This window comes from Bacillus sp. FCW2 (assembly GCF_021228595.1).
Classification (GTDB): Bacteria; Bacillota; Bacilli; order Bacillales; family Bacillaceae; genus Bacillus; species Bacillus velezensis.
Window position 1 is genome coordinate 1,706,208 of the sequence record NZ_CP089436.1, and the last position, 15,245, is coordinate 1,721,452.

Annotated in this window: 13 protein-coding genes and 1 pseudogene; 2 read left to right on the top strand and 12 right to left on the bottom strand. The window is 42.2% G+C overall.

Annotated features, from left to right (window positions below):
* Positions 1-61: 61 nt before the first annotated feature.
* Together xynB and K3G25_RS09010 are read right to left on the bottom strand one after the other, a co-directional pair.
* Positions 62-1,663, bottom strand: coding sequence for a xylan 1,4-beta-xylosidase (gene xynB, locus K3G25_RS09005; RefSeq protein WP_232489687.1), 1,602 nt, complete (start codon positions 1,661-1,663; stop codon positions 62-64).
* 42 nt (positions 1,664-1,705) lie between these two features.
* Positions 1,706-3,097, bottom strand: coding sequence for an MFS transporter (locus K3G25_RS09010; protein ID WP_014417987.1), 1,392 nt, complete (start codon positions 3,095-3,097; stop codon positions 1,706-1,708).
* Positions 3,098-3,662: 565 nt separating this feature from the next.
* Between K3G25_RS09010 and K3G25_RS09015 the strand changes: the two genes are divergently transcribed.
* Positions 3,663-4,751, top strand: coding sequence for an L-dopachrome tautomerase-related protein (locus K3G25_RS09015; protein WP_014417986.1), 1,089 nt, complete (start codon positions 3,663-3,665; stop codon positions 4,749-4,751).
* Positions 4,752-5,689: 938 nt separating this feature from the next.
* Here K3G25_RS09015 and K3G25_RS09020 read toward each other — a convergent pair.
* The 9 genes and pseudogenes from K3G25_RS09020 to spoVK all read right to left on the bottom strand — a co-directional run bounded on the left by K3G25_RS09020 (position 5,690) and on the right by spoVK (position 13,472).
* Entirely contained in the window at positions 5,690-5,944 is a 255-nt protein-coding gene (locus tag K3G25_RS09020) for an ArpU family phage packaging/lysis transcriptional regulator (protein WP_232489688.1), read from the bottom strand.
* Positions 5,945-5,964: 20 nt separating this feature from the next.
* On the bottom strand, positions 5,965-6,138 hold the full coding sequence (locus K3G25_RS09025) for an ArpU family phage packaging/lysis transcriptional regulator (RefSeq protein ID WP_014417984.1): 174 nt from the start codon (positions 6,136-6,138) through the stop codon (positions 5,965-5,967).
* A gap of 777 nt (positions 6,139-6,915) precedes the next feature.
* Positions 6,916-7,329, bottom strand: a pseudogene (locus K3G25_RS09030) (ERCC4 domain-containing protein).
* A 53-nt stretch (positions 7,330-7,382) separates the two neighbouring features.
* Positions 7,383-7,637 (bottom strand): hypothetical protein, encoded by a 255-nt coding sequence (locus K3G25_RS09035; protein WP_224759936.1) that lies wholly within the window; start codon positions 7,635-7,637, stop codon positions 7,383-7,385.
* A gap of 286 nt (positions 7,638-7,923) precedes the next feature.
* Complete coding sequence (gene glnA, locus K3G25_RS09040) at positions 7,924-9,258, bottom strand: type I glutamate--ammonia ligase (RefSeq protein ID WP_007410365.1); 1,335 nt, start codon at positions 9,256-9,258, stop codon at positions 7,924-7,926.
* A 57-nt stretch (positions 9,259-9,315) separates the two neighbouring features.
* Entirely contained in the window at positions 9,316-9,720 is a 405-nt protein-coding gene (locus tag K3G25_RS09045) for a MerR family transcriptional regulator (protein WP_232489689.1), read from the bottom strand.
* Between the two features lie 109 nt (positions 9,721-9,829).
* Positions 9,830-11,095 carry a methionine gamma-lyase family protein gene (locus K3G25_RS09050; RefSeq protein WP_232489690.1) on the bottom strand — a complete coding sequence of 422 codons (1,266 nt, stop codon included), beginning with the start codon at positions 11,093-11,095 and terminating at the stop codon, positions 9,830-9,832.
* Between the two features lie 16 nt (positions 11,096-11,111).
* Entirely contained in the window at positions 11,112-12,374 is a 1,263-nt protein-coding gene (gene hflX / locus K3G25_RS09055) for a GTPase HflX (protein WP_015239904.1), read from the bottom strand.
* 129 nt (positions 12,375-12,503) lie between these two features.
* Complete coding sequence (gene spoVK / locus K3G25_RS09060) at positions 12,504-13,472, bottom strand: stage V sporulation protein K (RefSeq protein ID WP_015417523.1); 969 nt, start codon at positions 13,470-13,472, stop codon at positions 12,504-12,506.
* 306 nt (positions 13,473-13,778) lie between these two features.
* Here spoVK and K3G25_RS09065 point away from each other — a divergent pair, with 306 nt between their 5' ends.
* Positions 13,779-14,537, top strand: a complete 759-nt coding sequence (locus K3G25_RS09065; RefSeq protein ID WP_088056503.1) for an N-acetylmuramoyl-L-alanine amidase — start codon at positions 13,779-13,781, stop codon at positions 14,535-14,537.
* A 49-nt stretch (positions 14,538-14,586) separates the two neighbouring features.
* Here K3G25_RS09065 and K3G25_RS09070 read toward each other — a convergent pair whose 3' ends face one another.
* Positions 14,587-15,207, bottom strand: a complete 621-nt coding sequence (locus K3G25_RS09070) for a hypothetical protein (protein WP_012117609.1) — start codon at positions 15,205-15,207, stop codon at positions 14,587-14,589.
* Positions 15,208-15,245: the final 38 nt, after the last annotated feature.

The following is a 15,245-nucleotide window of genomic DNA, read 5'->3' on the forward strand; positions in this document are numbered from 1 at the left end:
TAGGCACCTTCTAATATGAAAAAGGAGTTCTAAAATAGAAATCTCCTTTTTCATGTGCTAATTATTTTTCTTTATAACGGAAATATCTGAAGTCGGCCGGAATATGATTACCGCTCGTATCTTGACATTGCATCCCTACAAAAGCTCCTGTAAAGAATCCCCCGCCGCGGATGTAATCATCTGATAATTTTTTCGATTCCAATGCAATGTCAATTTTGTGCCAATCTTCGTTGTTAAATGAATAGAAATAATAATATTTTTCGTTTTCAATATTCACTTTTAAATAGACATACTTGACTTCACGAGGAATCACAATTTTATTTTTTAACGGTTGTGAAAAAGAGAAGTTATCACATATCGTTAAATCAAGAATACGGCCAAGCTCTTCATCATACGTGACTTGAAGAGCCGTCCAGTTCTCTGTATTGTAATAGTTCACCAAACCAGCGGCTTGCTGAAAATTTTCCGGATAAAACGCAACAGCCGTTTCGGCTTCAAAATGGAGACTTTGCCAGCGTCTGGCTACAAATGCCTGAGTAAATGTCGAAGTTAAGGATTCATGGCCGTATAATCGTAAATGATTTGGCACTTGAGTTAATGATCCTAATTTCTCCGTAAACGGAATTCTTAACGTTTGAAAATTAATATTTAATGTTGCATCCTCAAATTCATCAACTTCCGGATACGTGTCTTCAAACATTGTTTCAGGTATAGAAGGCGCATCCACCTCCAAGCTCCCTTCTTTTCCGCCTTTTACATAAGGCCAGCCATCTTTCCAATAGAGCTTTTGAATAGCAGTTTCTCTGCCCAAAGGACAATATCCCCTCTGCTGAAAAATTGAATCATTGTCCGGATGAATGGGACGTCCCGTTAAATGAGCTAAATACCACTCACCTGTATGTGTTTGTACAATGGATGCATGTCCGCATTTTTGCAGCGGATTTTCCGGCGCATGCCATGACGTTAAGATTGGATTATCAGGATGAACTTCATATGGGCCTTCAATATTTGCAGAACGGGCAATTGTAGCAGCATGTTCGAACCGCGTTCCTCCTTCTGCGGTTAATAAATAATAATAGTTCCCGATACGGTAAAGGTGCGGCGCTTCTGTCAGCTTTCTTTCAGTTCCTTTAAATATCACTTTCGGTTTACCGATTAGTTTTTGCTCCTTATCAGAATATTCCTGCATGACAATACCTCCAAAGGAGTGCCGATCAATACGCTGATCCCATAACATATTTAATAAATATTTTTTTCCATCCGTATCATGGAACAAAGAAGCATCAAAACCCGAGCTGTTTAATGTGATCGGCTCCCCCCACTCACCATTAATCGTGTCACAAGTCACTAAATAATTGTGGCAATCTTTCCAGGCGCCATCTACGACCTTAACATCCGTATAGATCAGCCAAAACTTTCCGTCACTGTAACTTAAACATGGCGCCCAGACCCCGCCTGAATTAGGATTTCCTTTCATGTCTAATTGCGATACTCTCTGTAATGGGTGTGCAACTAAGTGCCAATTGACTAAATCTTTTGAGTGGTGTATCTGGACTCCCGGAAACCACTCAAATGTAGATACAGCGATATAATAATCCTCTCCAACCCTGCAAATACTCGGATCGGGGTTGAATCCTTTAAGTACTGGATTGATAATCTTCATTTTGAACTCCTCCTCAGCTATTTTCTGTTGACTCATCATGTTTTAAGCTTTGAAATCGTCAATATGATCCAAATAAACTTTGTCTCTATTCTCTAATTCTCGAACCATGCTTTTATATTTTTTCTCATCTAAGTTATAGAAATTAATATCAATCATGGCCAGAACCAGTAAGAACACGGGAATAATGGTTGTTGTAATTAAAATTCCCGTCAATGCCTCCGGCGTTTGCACCTGATTTGCCACATATCCAAACTGATCTAGAACCAAACCCGGTACAACCCCTCCCAAAGCCATACCGAATTTAAAGAAAAATCCGATAATAGCGTATATGAGACCGCCCATTCTTTTCCCGGTCTTATACTCTCCATATTCTATTGTTTCAGGAATAAGCGCCCACATATATCCCCCGGCAGTGAGACTTCCGGCAGCGGCCAGTAATCGAAAGGAAAGTATGAGGAATACATTACTTGACGGAACGAAAAGTAAAGCTAAGAGGCCGATCATATTCAGTAATAATGCATAGTTTAGTAATTTCTTCTTCCCTAATAATTGATGAAGCTTTGGAATAAACGGTAAAATGACCAAAGCAGGCAAACTTCCCAACAAACCGTACCACTTCACCAAATCCGCTCTTTCTAAATTATACGTTACGTAATAGATGCCAACCGAATTACTGATTGAATTCACTCCAAAAATAATAATAAAGAAAATACTTAATACAACTAGAGGCCGATTCACACGAAATTGCTCAAATATATCCGAAAATTTAATTTTTTCTTCGGATTTTTGAAGCGTGACACGCTCTTTTGTGCTTTTAAAACAAAAGATTAAAAGGCACCCGCCTATAACTCCCATAATACCCATGGTTAGCTGCCAGCCAAGAGATTCGCTGCCGGAAGTATCGCTTAAATAAGCAGCCAGTAAGGGAACAAAAAATGCAACAACAAGTCCCCCAAGATTCGCAAATAACATACGGACAGACGTTATACTAACAACTTCTTGATTATTTCTGGTCATTGCAGATGTTAACGCGCCATATGGCACGTTTATCATTGTGTATGTAAGCGATAAGCCGACATAGGTGATATAAGCATATATTAATTTCCCCATATCCGAAAAATCCGGGGTTGTAAAACAGAGTATTGCCAATATGACAAAGGGAAAAGCTCCGTATAAAAGATACGGTCTAAAGCGGCCAAACCTGCTATTTGTTCTGTCAACTATTGTTCCGATAAAAGGATCAGCGAGAGCGTCGATGATTCTAACCACTAAAAACATCGTACCGGCTGCTGCTGCCGATAAACCAAAAACATCTGTATAGAAGAACAAAAGATACGTAGACACTGTTGCATAAATTAAATTACATGCAAAATCTCCAGACGCATATCCAACTTTTTCAACCATGCTGATCTTCTTTACATTTTCACTGAGCATGATTTCCTCCCCTTTTCGATCCTTTACATAAGGAACATGATGAAATGGTATAACATTTCTTCAATTTTATCGGCCAGTGAGCGGCATATAAAAGCGCTTTCAAAAAATGACAGCGGTTTACTTTCACAGAGCATTTTCAACATCCAAATGGTGATCAGATAGCAGTGAACAGGATAAAAACTTGGCTTTCGCTTTCTACACCTCCAATTAAATCGAGCCTCTTATCCCCCTCCCATTTAAGACCTTTACATGATGGATAATTAAAGCGGGTTTCATTAGTTTGTTGACCGAACAAACTAACTTGATTTCATATTATAAAATCTTTTCTGCTTTTTCAACTCTTTTTTCAGAGAATTTAAAACCGACCAAAGGACATACCATGTTGTAATTGCCGACTGCTTCGACAGACGTTAAGTAAAAACCCCCTGTGTCACCTGACTGACTTATAAAATGATAAGCACTTCCATCATCTTTTCGTATAGAAAAACGTATTAATAAACAGGCACTAGAAAAAATGAGAATCATATATAAGTGATATCCCGTTTAATTGGTTGAGGAGGATATTATGAAACCTATGCTGCCTTTTGAAAAGTATTTTGGTGATTTAGAACTGGTTTATGCATTTTATGGAGCTATGCCTACCGGTGTTACGGTTTCGGAAACTGGTCGTATTTTCATTTGTTTTCCGAAATGGGGAGACGATGTTAAATTTACGGTGGCAGAAATAGTTGGGGATAAATTGCAGCCTTATCCTGATTTACAAACCAATTTGGTTAACCCCGAGACTATCAAAATGACTTTCATCAGTGCCCAAAGTGTAGTTGCTGATGGAAGGGGAACGCTTTGGGTACTAGATACAGCGGCGCCCAATTTTTCTGAACCAATTAAAGGCGGGGCAAAATTAGTCGCTGTTGATTTAAAAACCAATACAATCAGAAGAGTGTATACCTTTACAGAAGATGTTGTCCTGCCAACAACTTACCTGAATGATGTCCGATTTGATTTTCGTGTTGGAACTGCAGGTTATGCCTATATAACGGATTCTTCTTCCAAAGGACCAGGAGCGATTATCGTCGTTGATTTGGAAACCGGAAATGCATGCAGACGGTTAAATGGAACAAATCCTACTTCACCGGATTCCTATTTTATACCGAAAGTAGAAGGCAAAATTTTGATGAATCGTAACAGGGATGGTTCAACTTCCCCATTTAGGCTGGCATCCGACGGTATTGCGATTTCTCCTGACGGAAAAGTATTATTTTTTTGCCCACTGACCAGCCGTCATCTGTTCTCGATCTCAACAGAAGCCCTGAGAGATAGAAATATACCGGACATGGATTTACTTTATCATGTAGCTTATTGGGGAGAAAAAGGCGCGTCTGATGGAATGATTACAGATGCAAAAGGCGCCATTTATGCCGGAGATTATGAGAACAATAGTATTCGAAAGATGCTGCCGAATGGCACAATGGAAACCATCGCACATGATCCGAGAATTTTATGGCCGGATACTTTTTCGATTGGTCCGGATGAATACTTATATGTCATCGTGAACCAATTACATCGGCAGGCTAGATTTCATTATGGAAAAGACTTACGACAGAAACCTTATAGTTTACTTCGTATCAAAATTGATGAAGCTCCTGCTTTTTGAAAATAAAAATGGCCGGTTCCATTTTAGAGCATAATTGGCTTCATTTAGCCTTCATCCTAAAAGAAATCAAATTTCAAAAGAAAATGAAGAAATCTTATAATATCCTTATTTACATATAAATGGTTTATTCGAGCCATTTATAACGCACTGTTGACGTATATAAGAAAAAAACAGACCTCCCTTGAGCCTCAGAACCTGAAGGAATAGGTCTATCATGAATATCAGATGAGCAAGCCCTTTGATGGGCATCTTTTATTACAGAGCCGGGGCGATAACAACACCCCGGTCTTTTTATTAAGGGTAAAACACTGAAACCCGTCTGTATTTTACAGTTTGTCACGCTTTTCGAGTTGCTCTTTTTTATCAACTCCTTTTGCTAATCGCTTAATAAGAATTGCGCCTCACACATACTTCGAGAGGAAGCCAAGTACAGTAAGATCGAAGGTAAAACGAAATTACTATTCCCCGATACGGCCGCCGCAGACTAGCTGCTATCCAGGTTCAGAATGTTCCTCTCGTTCGGCTTCATTCCTCAACACCTTTGTCCCGTATCCGGATACGCCATTAATAAGGGTTAGGCGCGTCACCCGTGTTTTGTTGATAGGTTAAGTTTATCGAGATTTCAAACATAAATAGTCCCCCTTTTCTCCCCCAATTTGTTCCCTGTTTTGTCGGAAATTTGACGCTTATTTGTCGTGTTTTACACCCAAATAAAATAAACAAAAAAGAGCAGACCTAAGTCTGCTCCCTTCAAAATTTTATGATTTGTCATTATCAGATAGCCTTAGAACCGTAATACTCAATAATATTAAGCCTATAAACGTGCCGTATTTTCCGGTATCTATATCTGTGAGTGGAGCCACAATATATTCAATTAAGAATATAATAATAGCTATTGAGACTAATATACGATTCATTTGACATTACCACCTTAATAATTAACCATTTCTCCAAGGTACAACAACAGGGGTACCAATTATCCAATTATAAGAAATTCCGTACTTTCCATAATCGGATACTTTTTTTATGGCATACTTACCAGCAAACATTGCCCCTGCAATTGCTCCAGCATATACTGAAATCCCAGGTTCCATATAAATATGGATGTCTTTCGTTTGGCTGGCTGCTAAGGATTTTTTCTCAATGATCATGCGTTCTTCATCATCCAGGCTGTTTTCTAACGCCCTTTCCATCTGCTTAACCTTCAGTTCATTTAATATATGAAAGAATCTCTGATTGAAGGAAACGGGCTGATGCCAGCGTCAACCGATTCCTTTTTATTCTCAAGCTGTACTTTTAATGCTCGATAATCTTTGAGTTCTTTGATCACGATTTTACGGACTGCCTTCAAATCTACTGGATGAAGGAATGAAAGTTGTTCTGTCACACCCGTCCTCCTTTCATAATTAGGCAATGTTTTATTCAATATCAAGTTTATAAAAACCCAAGCGCGTGATTAAATACCTAAAACAAGAACGATAAAATTTACCTAACACGTAATACATAATTTGGAAATAAGATGCCACTGTAAATAATTTTCCAAAGGAGCTGTTTGAGAATGTATCCAGTGTATTACCCTTATTTTGTTCCATATTCAGTTAACCAAGAATTTGATTCATATCGAATTCATGATGAATTCGATCAAAGAAAGTATGAAGGTCGCGTAGGCCAAATTGTTAGAGCCCCTGCAGACACTGAATTTTGGAAAGTTGGTACACGTGTATTTATTCACAGAGTATTCTTTGACTCGCGTGGTAGAGAACATTTATATGTAGTCTATCCAATACAAAACCCTTCAGGACAATGCAGAATAAACGGTGTACAAATCAGCCAACGAAAGTTTGATGGAGTAGCATCCTATAGTGCAATGGAGTAGTTTCTTCTTTCTAGAATAAATTTATTTGACATTTAAACAGAGTTTGCACATGCTCTGCTGTAATATTATAGCCCCTTTATCTTTTTATTAGTTTCATGCTTCTTAATCTTTTTCAATTACAACATTATTTTCCAAAGCATTTCTTCAATTCTTAAAGGGGCCGTATATTTTATTTTTAATAACTAAAACAAACTCACGGTCGGTTCCAATGCATGCAAAATCTCCAAATACAATGTTCCTGACTAATCCCATTACTATTTCCTCCTTTTGATCTTCTTAAGATTTAATTCACACAAGCCCGCTTTTCAACAGTTCCCGGGCCATATAAAGAAAGGGGTGGTAAATGTAATTTCCGGTAGCGTAGGTCTGATAAATACCGTTGAAAAATTGTAACGAACTTCAAATGTTTTCAAGCTACCCAGCAACGCTTTCGGTTCATACTTTGAACGATATTTCCCGATGAGAATCTTTTGGTATCCTTCCAGTTCTTCCACCAGAAGAGTGAAAGGATGCCTGGATGCCCGAATCAATTCATTTTCAGAACGGGAGCGGTCTTTTCTCGACTGCACCAGCTCGTCCACTCCGTTTTTCCGCAATTGCTGCATTCAAATTTCCTTTGAACTTAATTGCCGCTTTCTTTTTACGGAGATAATCAAGAACATGCTGATTTTTTTGCTCCCTCGTATCCACAATTATGACCATGCTGCCCAGAATTTCTTTTAACTCCGTTTCCGATTAGTTACAGTGAATAATTGTCATGCTTTCTTCCCCTTAAAATACGACATGTCCCCATCATAAATTTCTATGGAAAGCTGGTCCTTTTCCTCGCTCTCAAAGTTTGAAACGGATTCTTTTAGCTCCCTCCAGCCGTTCTCCCAAAAGAGAACGAGTAATTTCATCACTTTCATAACTGATTCAAAATCATGATTGAACCAGTCGTCTATTTTTCTATTAATATCTTGATCAATGCCCATGTAATAATTAATAATTTTATCTATGGTCTGTTTCACACTATGTTCATGATCCGAGTATTCACCTTTCAAATATCGAATAATACAAGAACGACTGGGCCATAAAAGTATTCAAGTTACATCAGATATTTACCCACACATCAGCACAAAAATTGACAGAGATTCAATGAATAAGTACAAGGATTATACCTCCACAATTATGGAGTAAGTTTTTATTGTTTTTTTGTGGGTGTTTTGTGGGTGATACTTGATTTATATTAAGATATTAAACTTGTTAAGAAACCAAAAAATCCCCTGACACCAATAGTGCCAAGGGATTGAGAGATTAATACTGAGACATGTATTGTTCGCGCTCCCACGGATGAACCTGTGTGCGGAACATATCCCATTCGATTTCTTTTGCTTCGATGAAGTGTTCGAACAGGTGCTCGCCGAGCGCTGCAACCATGACTTCGTTTGATTTGAATTCGTCGAGAGCTTCCGCCAGTGTCGCCGGAAGATCTACGATGCCGTTTTCCATGCGCTCTTCTTTGCTCATGACGTAGATGTTGCGGTCAATCGGAGCAGGTGCTTCAAGTTTGTTTTTGATTCCGTCAAGGCCTGCTGCAAGCAATACGCTTAACGCCAGGTACGGGTTTGCCGCCGGGTCTACGCTGCGGACTTCAACACGCGTGCTGATGCCGCGGGAAGCCGGGATACGGATCAGCGGGCTTCTGTTTTGCGCGCTCCATGCCACGTAGCAAGGTGCTTCATAGCCCGGAACAAGGCGTTTGTAAGAGTTCACTGTCGGGTTTGTGACAGCCGTAAAGCTTGTCGCGTGTTTTACGATACCGGCAATGAAATGTTTTGCTGTTTCACTCAGCTGAAGGTCAGCGTCTTTATCAAAGAATGCGTTAACGCTATCTTTAAAGAGTGATAGGTTACAGTGCATACCGGAACCGTTTACGCCGAACAGCGGTTTTGGCATGAATGTCGCATGCAGACCGTGTTTGCGGGCGATCGTTTTGACAACCAGTTTGAAAGTTTGGATGTCGTCACAAGAACGGATGGCACCGGCATATTTAAAATCGATTTCGTGCTGACCCGGAGCAACTTCGTGGTGAGATGCTTCGATTTCAAAGCCCATTTCTTCAAGCTCAAGCACGATATCGCGGCGGCAGTTTTCTCCCAAGTCAGTCGGAGCCAGGTCGAAGTATCCGCCTTTATCGTTCAATTCAAGCGTCGGTTCGCCTTTTTCATCTAATTTAAACAGGAAGAATTCAGGCTCAGGTCCAAGATTGAAATCGCTGAAACCGAGTTCTTTCATTTCTTTCAGAATCCGTTTGAGGTTGTTACGCGGGTCACCTTCGAACGGCGTGCCGTCCGGATTGTAAATGTCACAGATGAAGCGTGCTACTTTACCTTTTTCAGCAGTCCATGGGAAGATTACAAATGTGTTCAGATCAGGATATAAGTACATATCAGACTCTTCGATACGGACGAAACCTTCGATGGAAGAACCGTCGAACATGCATTTATTATCAAGTGCTTTTTCAAGCTGGCTCACAGGAATTTCCACGTTTTTAATCGTTCCGAGAATGTCTGTGAACTGAAGGCGGATATACTTTACGTTTTCCTCATTTACTAATTTTACGATGTCTTCTCTTGTGTACTTTGCCATTTCGTAAAACTCCTCCTCTAAAAGGTAAATGTATATAGCAAAACAGTTGCTAACGGATTAATGAAAGAATCGGGACATGTCACCTTGGCGGAAAGTATTTCCCCGCTGGAAACGGCCTGCCTGCATCAGTTCGTTTTTCAGAAGCTTTCTGAGTTCGTCATCAGACAGATCGTGCTTCATCGGTTTGGCGGTTTTTTCGGATTTTTCTTCCGGTTCGGCAGATGCCTTATCCAGAATTTTTTTGATCCCCGCCATATTGACGCCTTGTTCAATCAGATTTTTAATTTCTAACAGTTTATCTACATCATGGAATGAAAATAATCGTCTATTTCCTTCGCTTCTCGCTGGAAATATCAATCCATTTTCCTCATAATATCGAATTTGCCGGGCAGAAAGTTCTGTTAACTGCATGACAATCCCAATTGGAAATAAAGGCATTGAGCGGCGAATGTTATCACTCATCTCAATTTCCTCCTTTTCTTATCTTAGTCTCATTATAGGTGATGTTATATTTTGTGTCAACACAATGTAAGGAATCTTAACATCAAATTCTTTGAAAATTGCAAACGGCCTAGATCAGTTCTTTTTCCATTAAAGCATTTACAGCGCTGCAAATCGCATTTTTCACGTGCGCGTAGGTTAATCCTCCTTGGACATACGCAACATAAGGCGGTCTGATAGGTCCATCTGCTGATAATTCAATGCTTGCTCCCTGTACGAAAGTGCCCGCTGCCATAATGACATCGTCTTCATATCCCGGCATATAGCTCGGATAAGGCGTCACATGCGCATTAATCGGTGAAGCATATTGTATCGCCTGGCAAAAAGCGATCATCTTTTCAGGGTCCTGAAACTCAACTGATTGAATCAGATCCGTTCTCGGCGCATTCCATGCAGGGTTTGACGTAAAGCCGAGCTTTTCAAGAAAACGGGCGGTAAATACCGCTCCCTTCAAGCTTTGCGCCACTACATGCGGAGCGAGAAAGAAACCTTGATACATTTCCTGCAGTGAATAAAGCGAAGCCCCGGCTTCACTTCCGATTCCCGGGGAGGTCATCCGGTAAGAGCAGGCCTCAATCCACTTGGCTTTCCCTACAAGATAGCCGCCCGTTTTAGCAAGGCCGCCGCCCGGGTTTTTAATCAGGGAGCCGGCCATAAGATCCGCTCCGACGTGGCAGGGTTCCCGCTCTTCTGCAAATTCTCCGTAGCAATTGTCCACAAAAACAATGACATCTTCTTTGATTTCCTTTACGAAACGAATCATCTCTTCAATTTCATTTATTCTGAAAGACGGACGATTCGCATATCCTTTTGAACGCTGGATGCCGATCACTTTTGTATTCGGCCGGATTGCAGCCCGGACCGCTTCAAAGTCCACTCTGCCTTCTGATGTTAAATCGACTGCATTGTATCCGATTTGAAATTCCTTAAGCGAGCCTGAATACTCCCCGCCTCTTACTCCGACGATTTCCTCGAGTGTATCGTAAGGCTTGCCTGTAATATAAAGCAATTCGTCCCCGGGTCTCAGCACACCGAAGAGCGCGATTGAAATCGCATGCGTTCCGGAAATGATTTGCGGCCGCACGAGTCCCGCCTCTCCTCCGAACACATCAGCATAGATCTTCTCCAGTGTATCTCGTCCGATATCGTCATAACCGTATCCCGTTGAAGGCGTAAAATGCGTATCGCTTACTTTATGTTTTCTGTAGCTTTGCAGGACTCTCCATTCATTCCGTTCACTGATTTCTTCTATTCCTTTATGAACGGCGGAGATTTCCGCTTCTGTTTCTTCGGCGGCCTTTTGTAAAAGAGCGCCGTGGGTCAGTGTGTCAAACATGTTGTGTATACCTTCCTTACATGAATTTCTTCAGTTCTCCGAGTATGCTTTGTTCTTCCTGTACATAACCTGAGACTTCGTAGCGTTCATTTTCTTCATTAAAATAAAGGCTGTCGATCATGGTCTCTGATTTGATGCGTGACATCAATTTGCCTTCGGCGGCAGGCACATGAACTTCATACGGCGTCATCAGCTCCCGGCGCAAATAAGCTTCGATTTCCGCTTTTAGTTTTGCTTCATCCCCGGCGATTCTGGCGCTGATCATGATGTGGCCTTCTCCCGCTGTCGGGATGAAGTCAGGAAGTGTCTCATCACGTTTGTTATAAGCGGTCAGCACCGGAATATCATCTGCCTCAAGCTCTTTTAACAGACCGAGGACAGTCTGTTCATGCCCGGCATAATCTTCATTGGATGAATCAATGACATGAATGATCAAGTCTGCTTCCTTCACTTCCTCAAGTGTTGAGCGGAAAGCGGCAATCAGCGTCGTCGGCAGATCCTGAATGAAGCCGACCGTATCAGACAAAAGGACGCTGTAGCCGCTTGGGAGCGCCATCTTTCTCGTCATCGGATCAAGTGTTGCAAACAGCAGATCTTCTTCATAGCTGTCTGAGCTCGTTAATTGATTGAACCATGTTGATTTTCCGGCATTGGTATACCCGACGAGTGCAGCCTGAAGCACGCCGTTCTTTTTTCGTCTCTCCCGATAACGGCTTCTGTGGCGGATAACCGTTGAAAGCTGCACGTTAATTTCGTGTATGCGGTTTCTAATGTGGCGCCGGTCTGTTTCAAGCTTTGTCTCACCGGGCCCTCTCGTCCCGATTCCGCCGCCTTGTCTTGAGAGATTGATTCCTTGTCCGCTCAGACGCGGCAGCGCGTATTGAAGCTGGGCCAATTCGATCTGAAGCTTTCCTTCTCTCGTCTTCGCCCTTTTTGCGAAAATATCCAAAATAAGCTGCGTGCGGTCGATGATCTTCGCTTCAATTGCAGTGGCAAGTGATTTAAGCTGGCTCGGTGACAGTTCATCATTAAAAATGACCAGATCCGCTTCAAGCTCTTCACACAGCGCCTTCAGCTCGTCTACTTTCCCCTTGCCTATATATGTAGCGGCATCCGCTCTGTTCCGTTTTTGCGTAATCCGGGTCAGCACCGTTCCGTCAGCCGTTTTTGTCAATGAAGCAAGCTCTTCCATGGAATGTTCAAAGTGCTCATCTGTCATGTGCGGAAGCTGGCAGCCGACCAAAATGACCGTTTCTTTTTTTCCTTCCTGTTCGTTCAAATGGATGTTCCTTTCTGTGTCGTATTGGGCAGTAGTACTATCATACCAAACCCGCAGGGCGTATACCACACATCCGGCGGGTTTTAAAGAGAGAAATAAAAAAGAGACCCCTCAGACCGGCTGAGAGGTCTATTCGTGAGCTGCCGCCTCATCTTTTATAAGTAAATCCTGGCTCTTGATCGTCATTAAATCGTTTTTTAAGTATTGGTCTCCCATTAAAAGTCTCATAGCCTGAGCGCGGATCGATTTTTCAATCACGTTTCTGACAAAGCGCCCGTTGCTGAATTTAATGGGGCTTGTCGTGCTTTTCACTGTCATTAAGTAATCTTTTAACTTCCACTCGGCTTCCTGGCTTAATTGATACTCCCGCTCTGCTATCATGCGCTTTGCGATGTCCATCAGCTGAGTGACAGAGTAATCCGGAAAATCGATGCTGATAGGGAAACGCGATTGCAGGCCGGGATTTAATGACAGGAAATGTGTCATTTCTCTCGAGTACCCTGCCAGGATCAGAATAAATTCATGCTGTTTGTCTTCCATATGCTTGACAAGCGTATCAATCGCCTCTTTACCGAAATCCTTCTCTCCGCCCCTTGCAAGTGAGTATGCTTCATCAATGAATAAAATGCCCCCGAGCGATTTTTTAATCAGATCTCTCGTTTTTTGCGCCGTGTGTCCGATGTATTCACCGACCAGATCGGCACGTTCCGCTTCGATCAGATGTCCTTTGGAAAGCACGTTCATTTCGAAGAAAAGCTTGCCGATCAGTCTCGCAACGGTGGTTTTCCCGGTGCCGGGGTTCCCTTTGAACATCATATGAAGAGCTTGTTTTCCGACTTTCAGCCCTTGTTCGGCCCGTTTTTGGTTGACGAATATCCACGCGTAAATTTCTTTAATGTTGCGTTTCATTTCTTCCATACCCACTAATGTGTTCATTTCTTTTTCAATTTCTTTCAGAATGCTGTGCTTGGCTTCATTTTTTTGCAGGGCGGCCTGATATTCCGCCTCAGCTTCCGCATTTGTCAGCACTTGCTTTTGGCCATTAAGAATAATGTTAATTTGTCCGTTATTTTTATAGGTTACAGCGCGCTCCAACATGTTCACCTCTCTGTTCTCTCTTTATCTTACTCATGATGAAGCGGTTCCGTGACATCCGCCTATCATCATGAGGCCCGTTTTCCTCTTTATCTGTCACTTTTTCCGTTCTCTTCGGGAATGATGTTGAATCCTGCGCTTTCCCGAGAAATATTTTTCATTTCTTATTGTATTCAGCAGAAACGGGAGGACAAACCATTTATTTTTATTTTCCGGGAAATGTTGGGTATATTTCTCATTTTTTTCATGAATGACAGCCGTACAAGCACCTTTTGAATATCATCATATGCTGTAATGAGGTGATGGAGAATGGTTAAAATTTTTATAGACCCCGGTCATGGCGGAACTGATTCAGGTGCAACCGGAAACGGACTTCAGGAAAAAGCGGTCACGCTGGAGATCGCGCTGGCTTTGCGCACGATTCTGACGAATGAGTATGAAGGAGTTTCTGTCACGATGAGCAGGACAAGCGATAAGACGGTCAGCCTGACGGAAAGAACGGATGCCGCCAACAGCTGGGGCGCAGATTATTTTTTATCCATTCATATTAACTCAGGAGGCGGAACCGGATTCGAAAGCTATATTTACCCCGGTGTCGGAGCGCCGACCTCGACTTACCAATCAGCCGTCCACACGCAAGTGATTCAAGCATCAGGTTTTAATGACCGAGGAAAAAAAACAGCTAACTTCCATGTGCTGCGGGAGACAAGTATGCCGGCGATTTTGACGGAGAATGGTTTTGTTGATACGTCAGCTGATGCAAACAAACTGAAAACAGCCAGTTTTATTGAAAGCCTTGCAAGAGGACATGCCAAGGGCTTGGAGCAAGCTTTCGGTCTAAAAAAAAAGGCTGACTTATATAAAGTGCAAATCGGTGCATTCAAAGTGAAAGCAAATGCTGATGCGCTTGCCGCCGATGCGGTGTCTAAAGGTTTTGACGCGATTGTGCTTCCAAAAGGCGGCTTATTTAAAGTGCAGATCGGCGCATTCTCTTCCAAAGATAATGCTGAAGCGTTGGCAGCACGGGCCGAAAAAGCCGGATTTGATGCCTTCATTGTGCAAGACTAAATGAAAAAACCCCTGCTCTCCCTTTTTTGGGACGAACGGGGGTTTTTTGTTATTGAAGTATATCGGCGACAAACTGAGACCAAGCTTCAAGACGCTGATACACATTTTCCTCTTTCAGTTCGCTCAGTTTCATCCAGCGCCCGGCGATTTGATCTTTTTCTTTCACTTCGACTTGTGCCGCAGACGCTAACTGGAGCGCAGAAAGGATGCCGATATGCACCTTCCCTACATCGTTTTCATCATCATTGATCAGGCCGAGTGTGACAATGTTTTGTTTGTCCTCCTCGCGAATGTACAGTTCTTCCGCCAGCTCCCGGTCGGTATTCTGTTTCAGCACTTCCGAAAATGAAGCCGCCCCTTCCATAGGGTTCATGTGTCCGCCGAAGCCGAGAGAAAGCTTATTATGGAGGCGCGATTCCCCTCCGCCCGCGAGCCGTTCATACACAAACACCTCATCATCACGGCGGATGACGACATACGGAATCGGCTGTTTAAATCGCGGGTCCTCTTCCGCGTCGCCTCTTCTGATTTCAAAAAAATGCGCCTCAATTTGAGCCATAATGTTTACGATACGTTCATCCTCACTGTTGACTCCCTGAAATGTCAGCATTTCGTTTTGAAAGACGTCACTCCGCGGTGCAGCCAAGATGATTTCATCCATTTTATTCATGCCCGTTCCTCCTGTCTTACCTCTCCATTCAAGCCAAA

What these genes read in the sequence shown, in the direction of transcription:
- xynB (WP_232489687.1), bottom strand. Translation starts at nt 1,663, where the DNA reads ATGAAGATTATCAATCCAGTACTTAAAGGATTCAACCCCGATCCGAGT.
- K3G25_RS09010 (WP_014417987.1), bottom strand. Translation starts at nt 3,097, where the DNA reads ATGCTCAGTGAAAATGTAAAGAAGATCAGCATGGTTGAAAAAGTTGGA.
- K3G25_RS09015 (WP_014417986.1), top strand. Translation starts at nt 3,663, where the DNA reads ATGAAACCTATGCTGCCTTTTGAAAAGTATTTTGGTGATTTAGAACTG.
- K3G25_RS09020 (WP_232489688.1), bottom strand. Translation starts at nt 5,944, where the DNA reads ATGGAAAGGGCGTTAGAAAACAGCCTGGATGATGAAGAACGCATGATC.
- glnA (WP_007410365.1), bottom strand. Translation starts at nt 9,258, where the DNA reads ATGGCAAAGTACACAAGAGAAGACATCGTAAAATTAGTAAATGAGGAA.
- K3G25_RS09045 (WP_232489689.1), bottom strand. Translation starts at nt 9,720, where the DNA reads ATGAGTGATAACATTCGCCGCTCAATGCCTTTATTTCCAATTGGGATT.
- K3G25_RS09050 (WP_232489690.1), bottom strand. Translation starts at nt 11,095, where the DNA reads ATGTTTGACACACTGACCCACGGCGCTCTTTTACAAAAGGCCGCCGAA.
- spoVK (WP_015417523.1), bottom strand. Translation starts at nt 13,472, where the DNA reads ATGTTGGAGCGCGCTGTAACCTATAAAAATAACGGACAAATTAACATT.
- K3G25_RS09065 (WP_088056503.1), top strand. Translation starts at nt 13,779, where the DNA reads ATGGTTAAAATTTTTATAGACCCCGGTCATGGCGGAACTGATTCAGGT.
- K3G25_RS09070 (WP_012117609.1), bottom strand. Translation starts at nt 15,207, where the DNA reads ATGAATAAAATGGATGAAATCATCTTGGCTGCACCGCGGAGTGACGTC.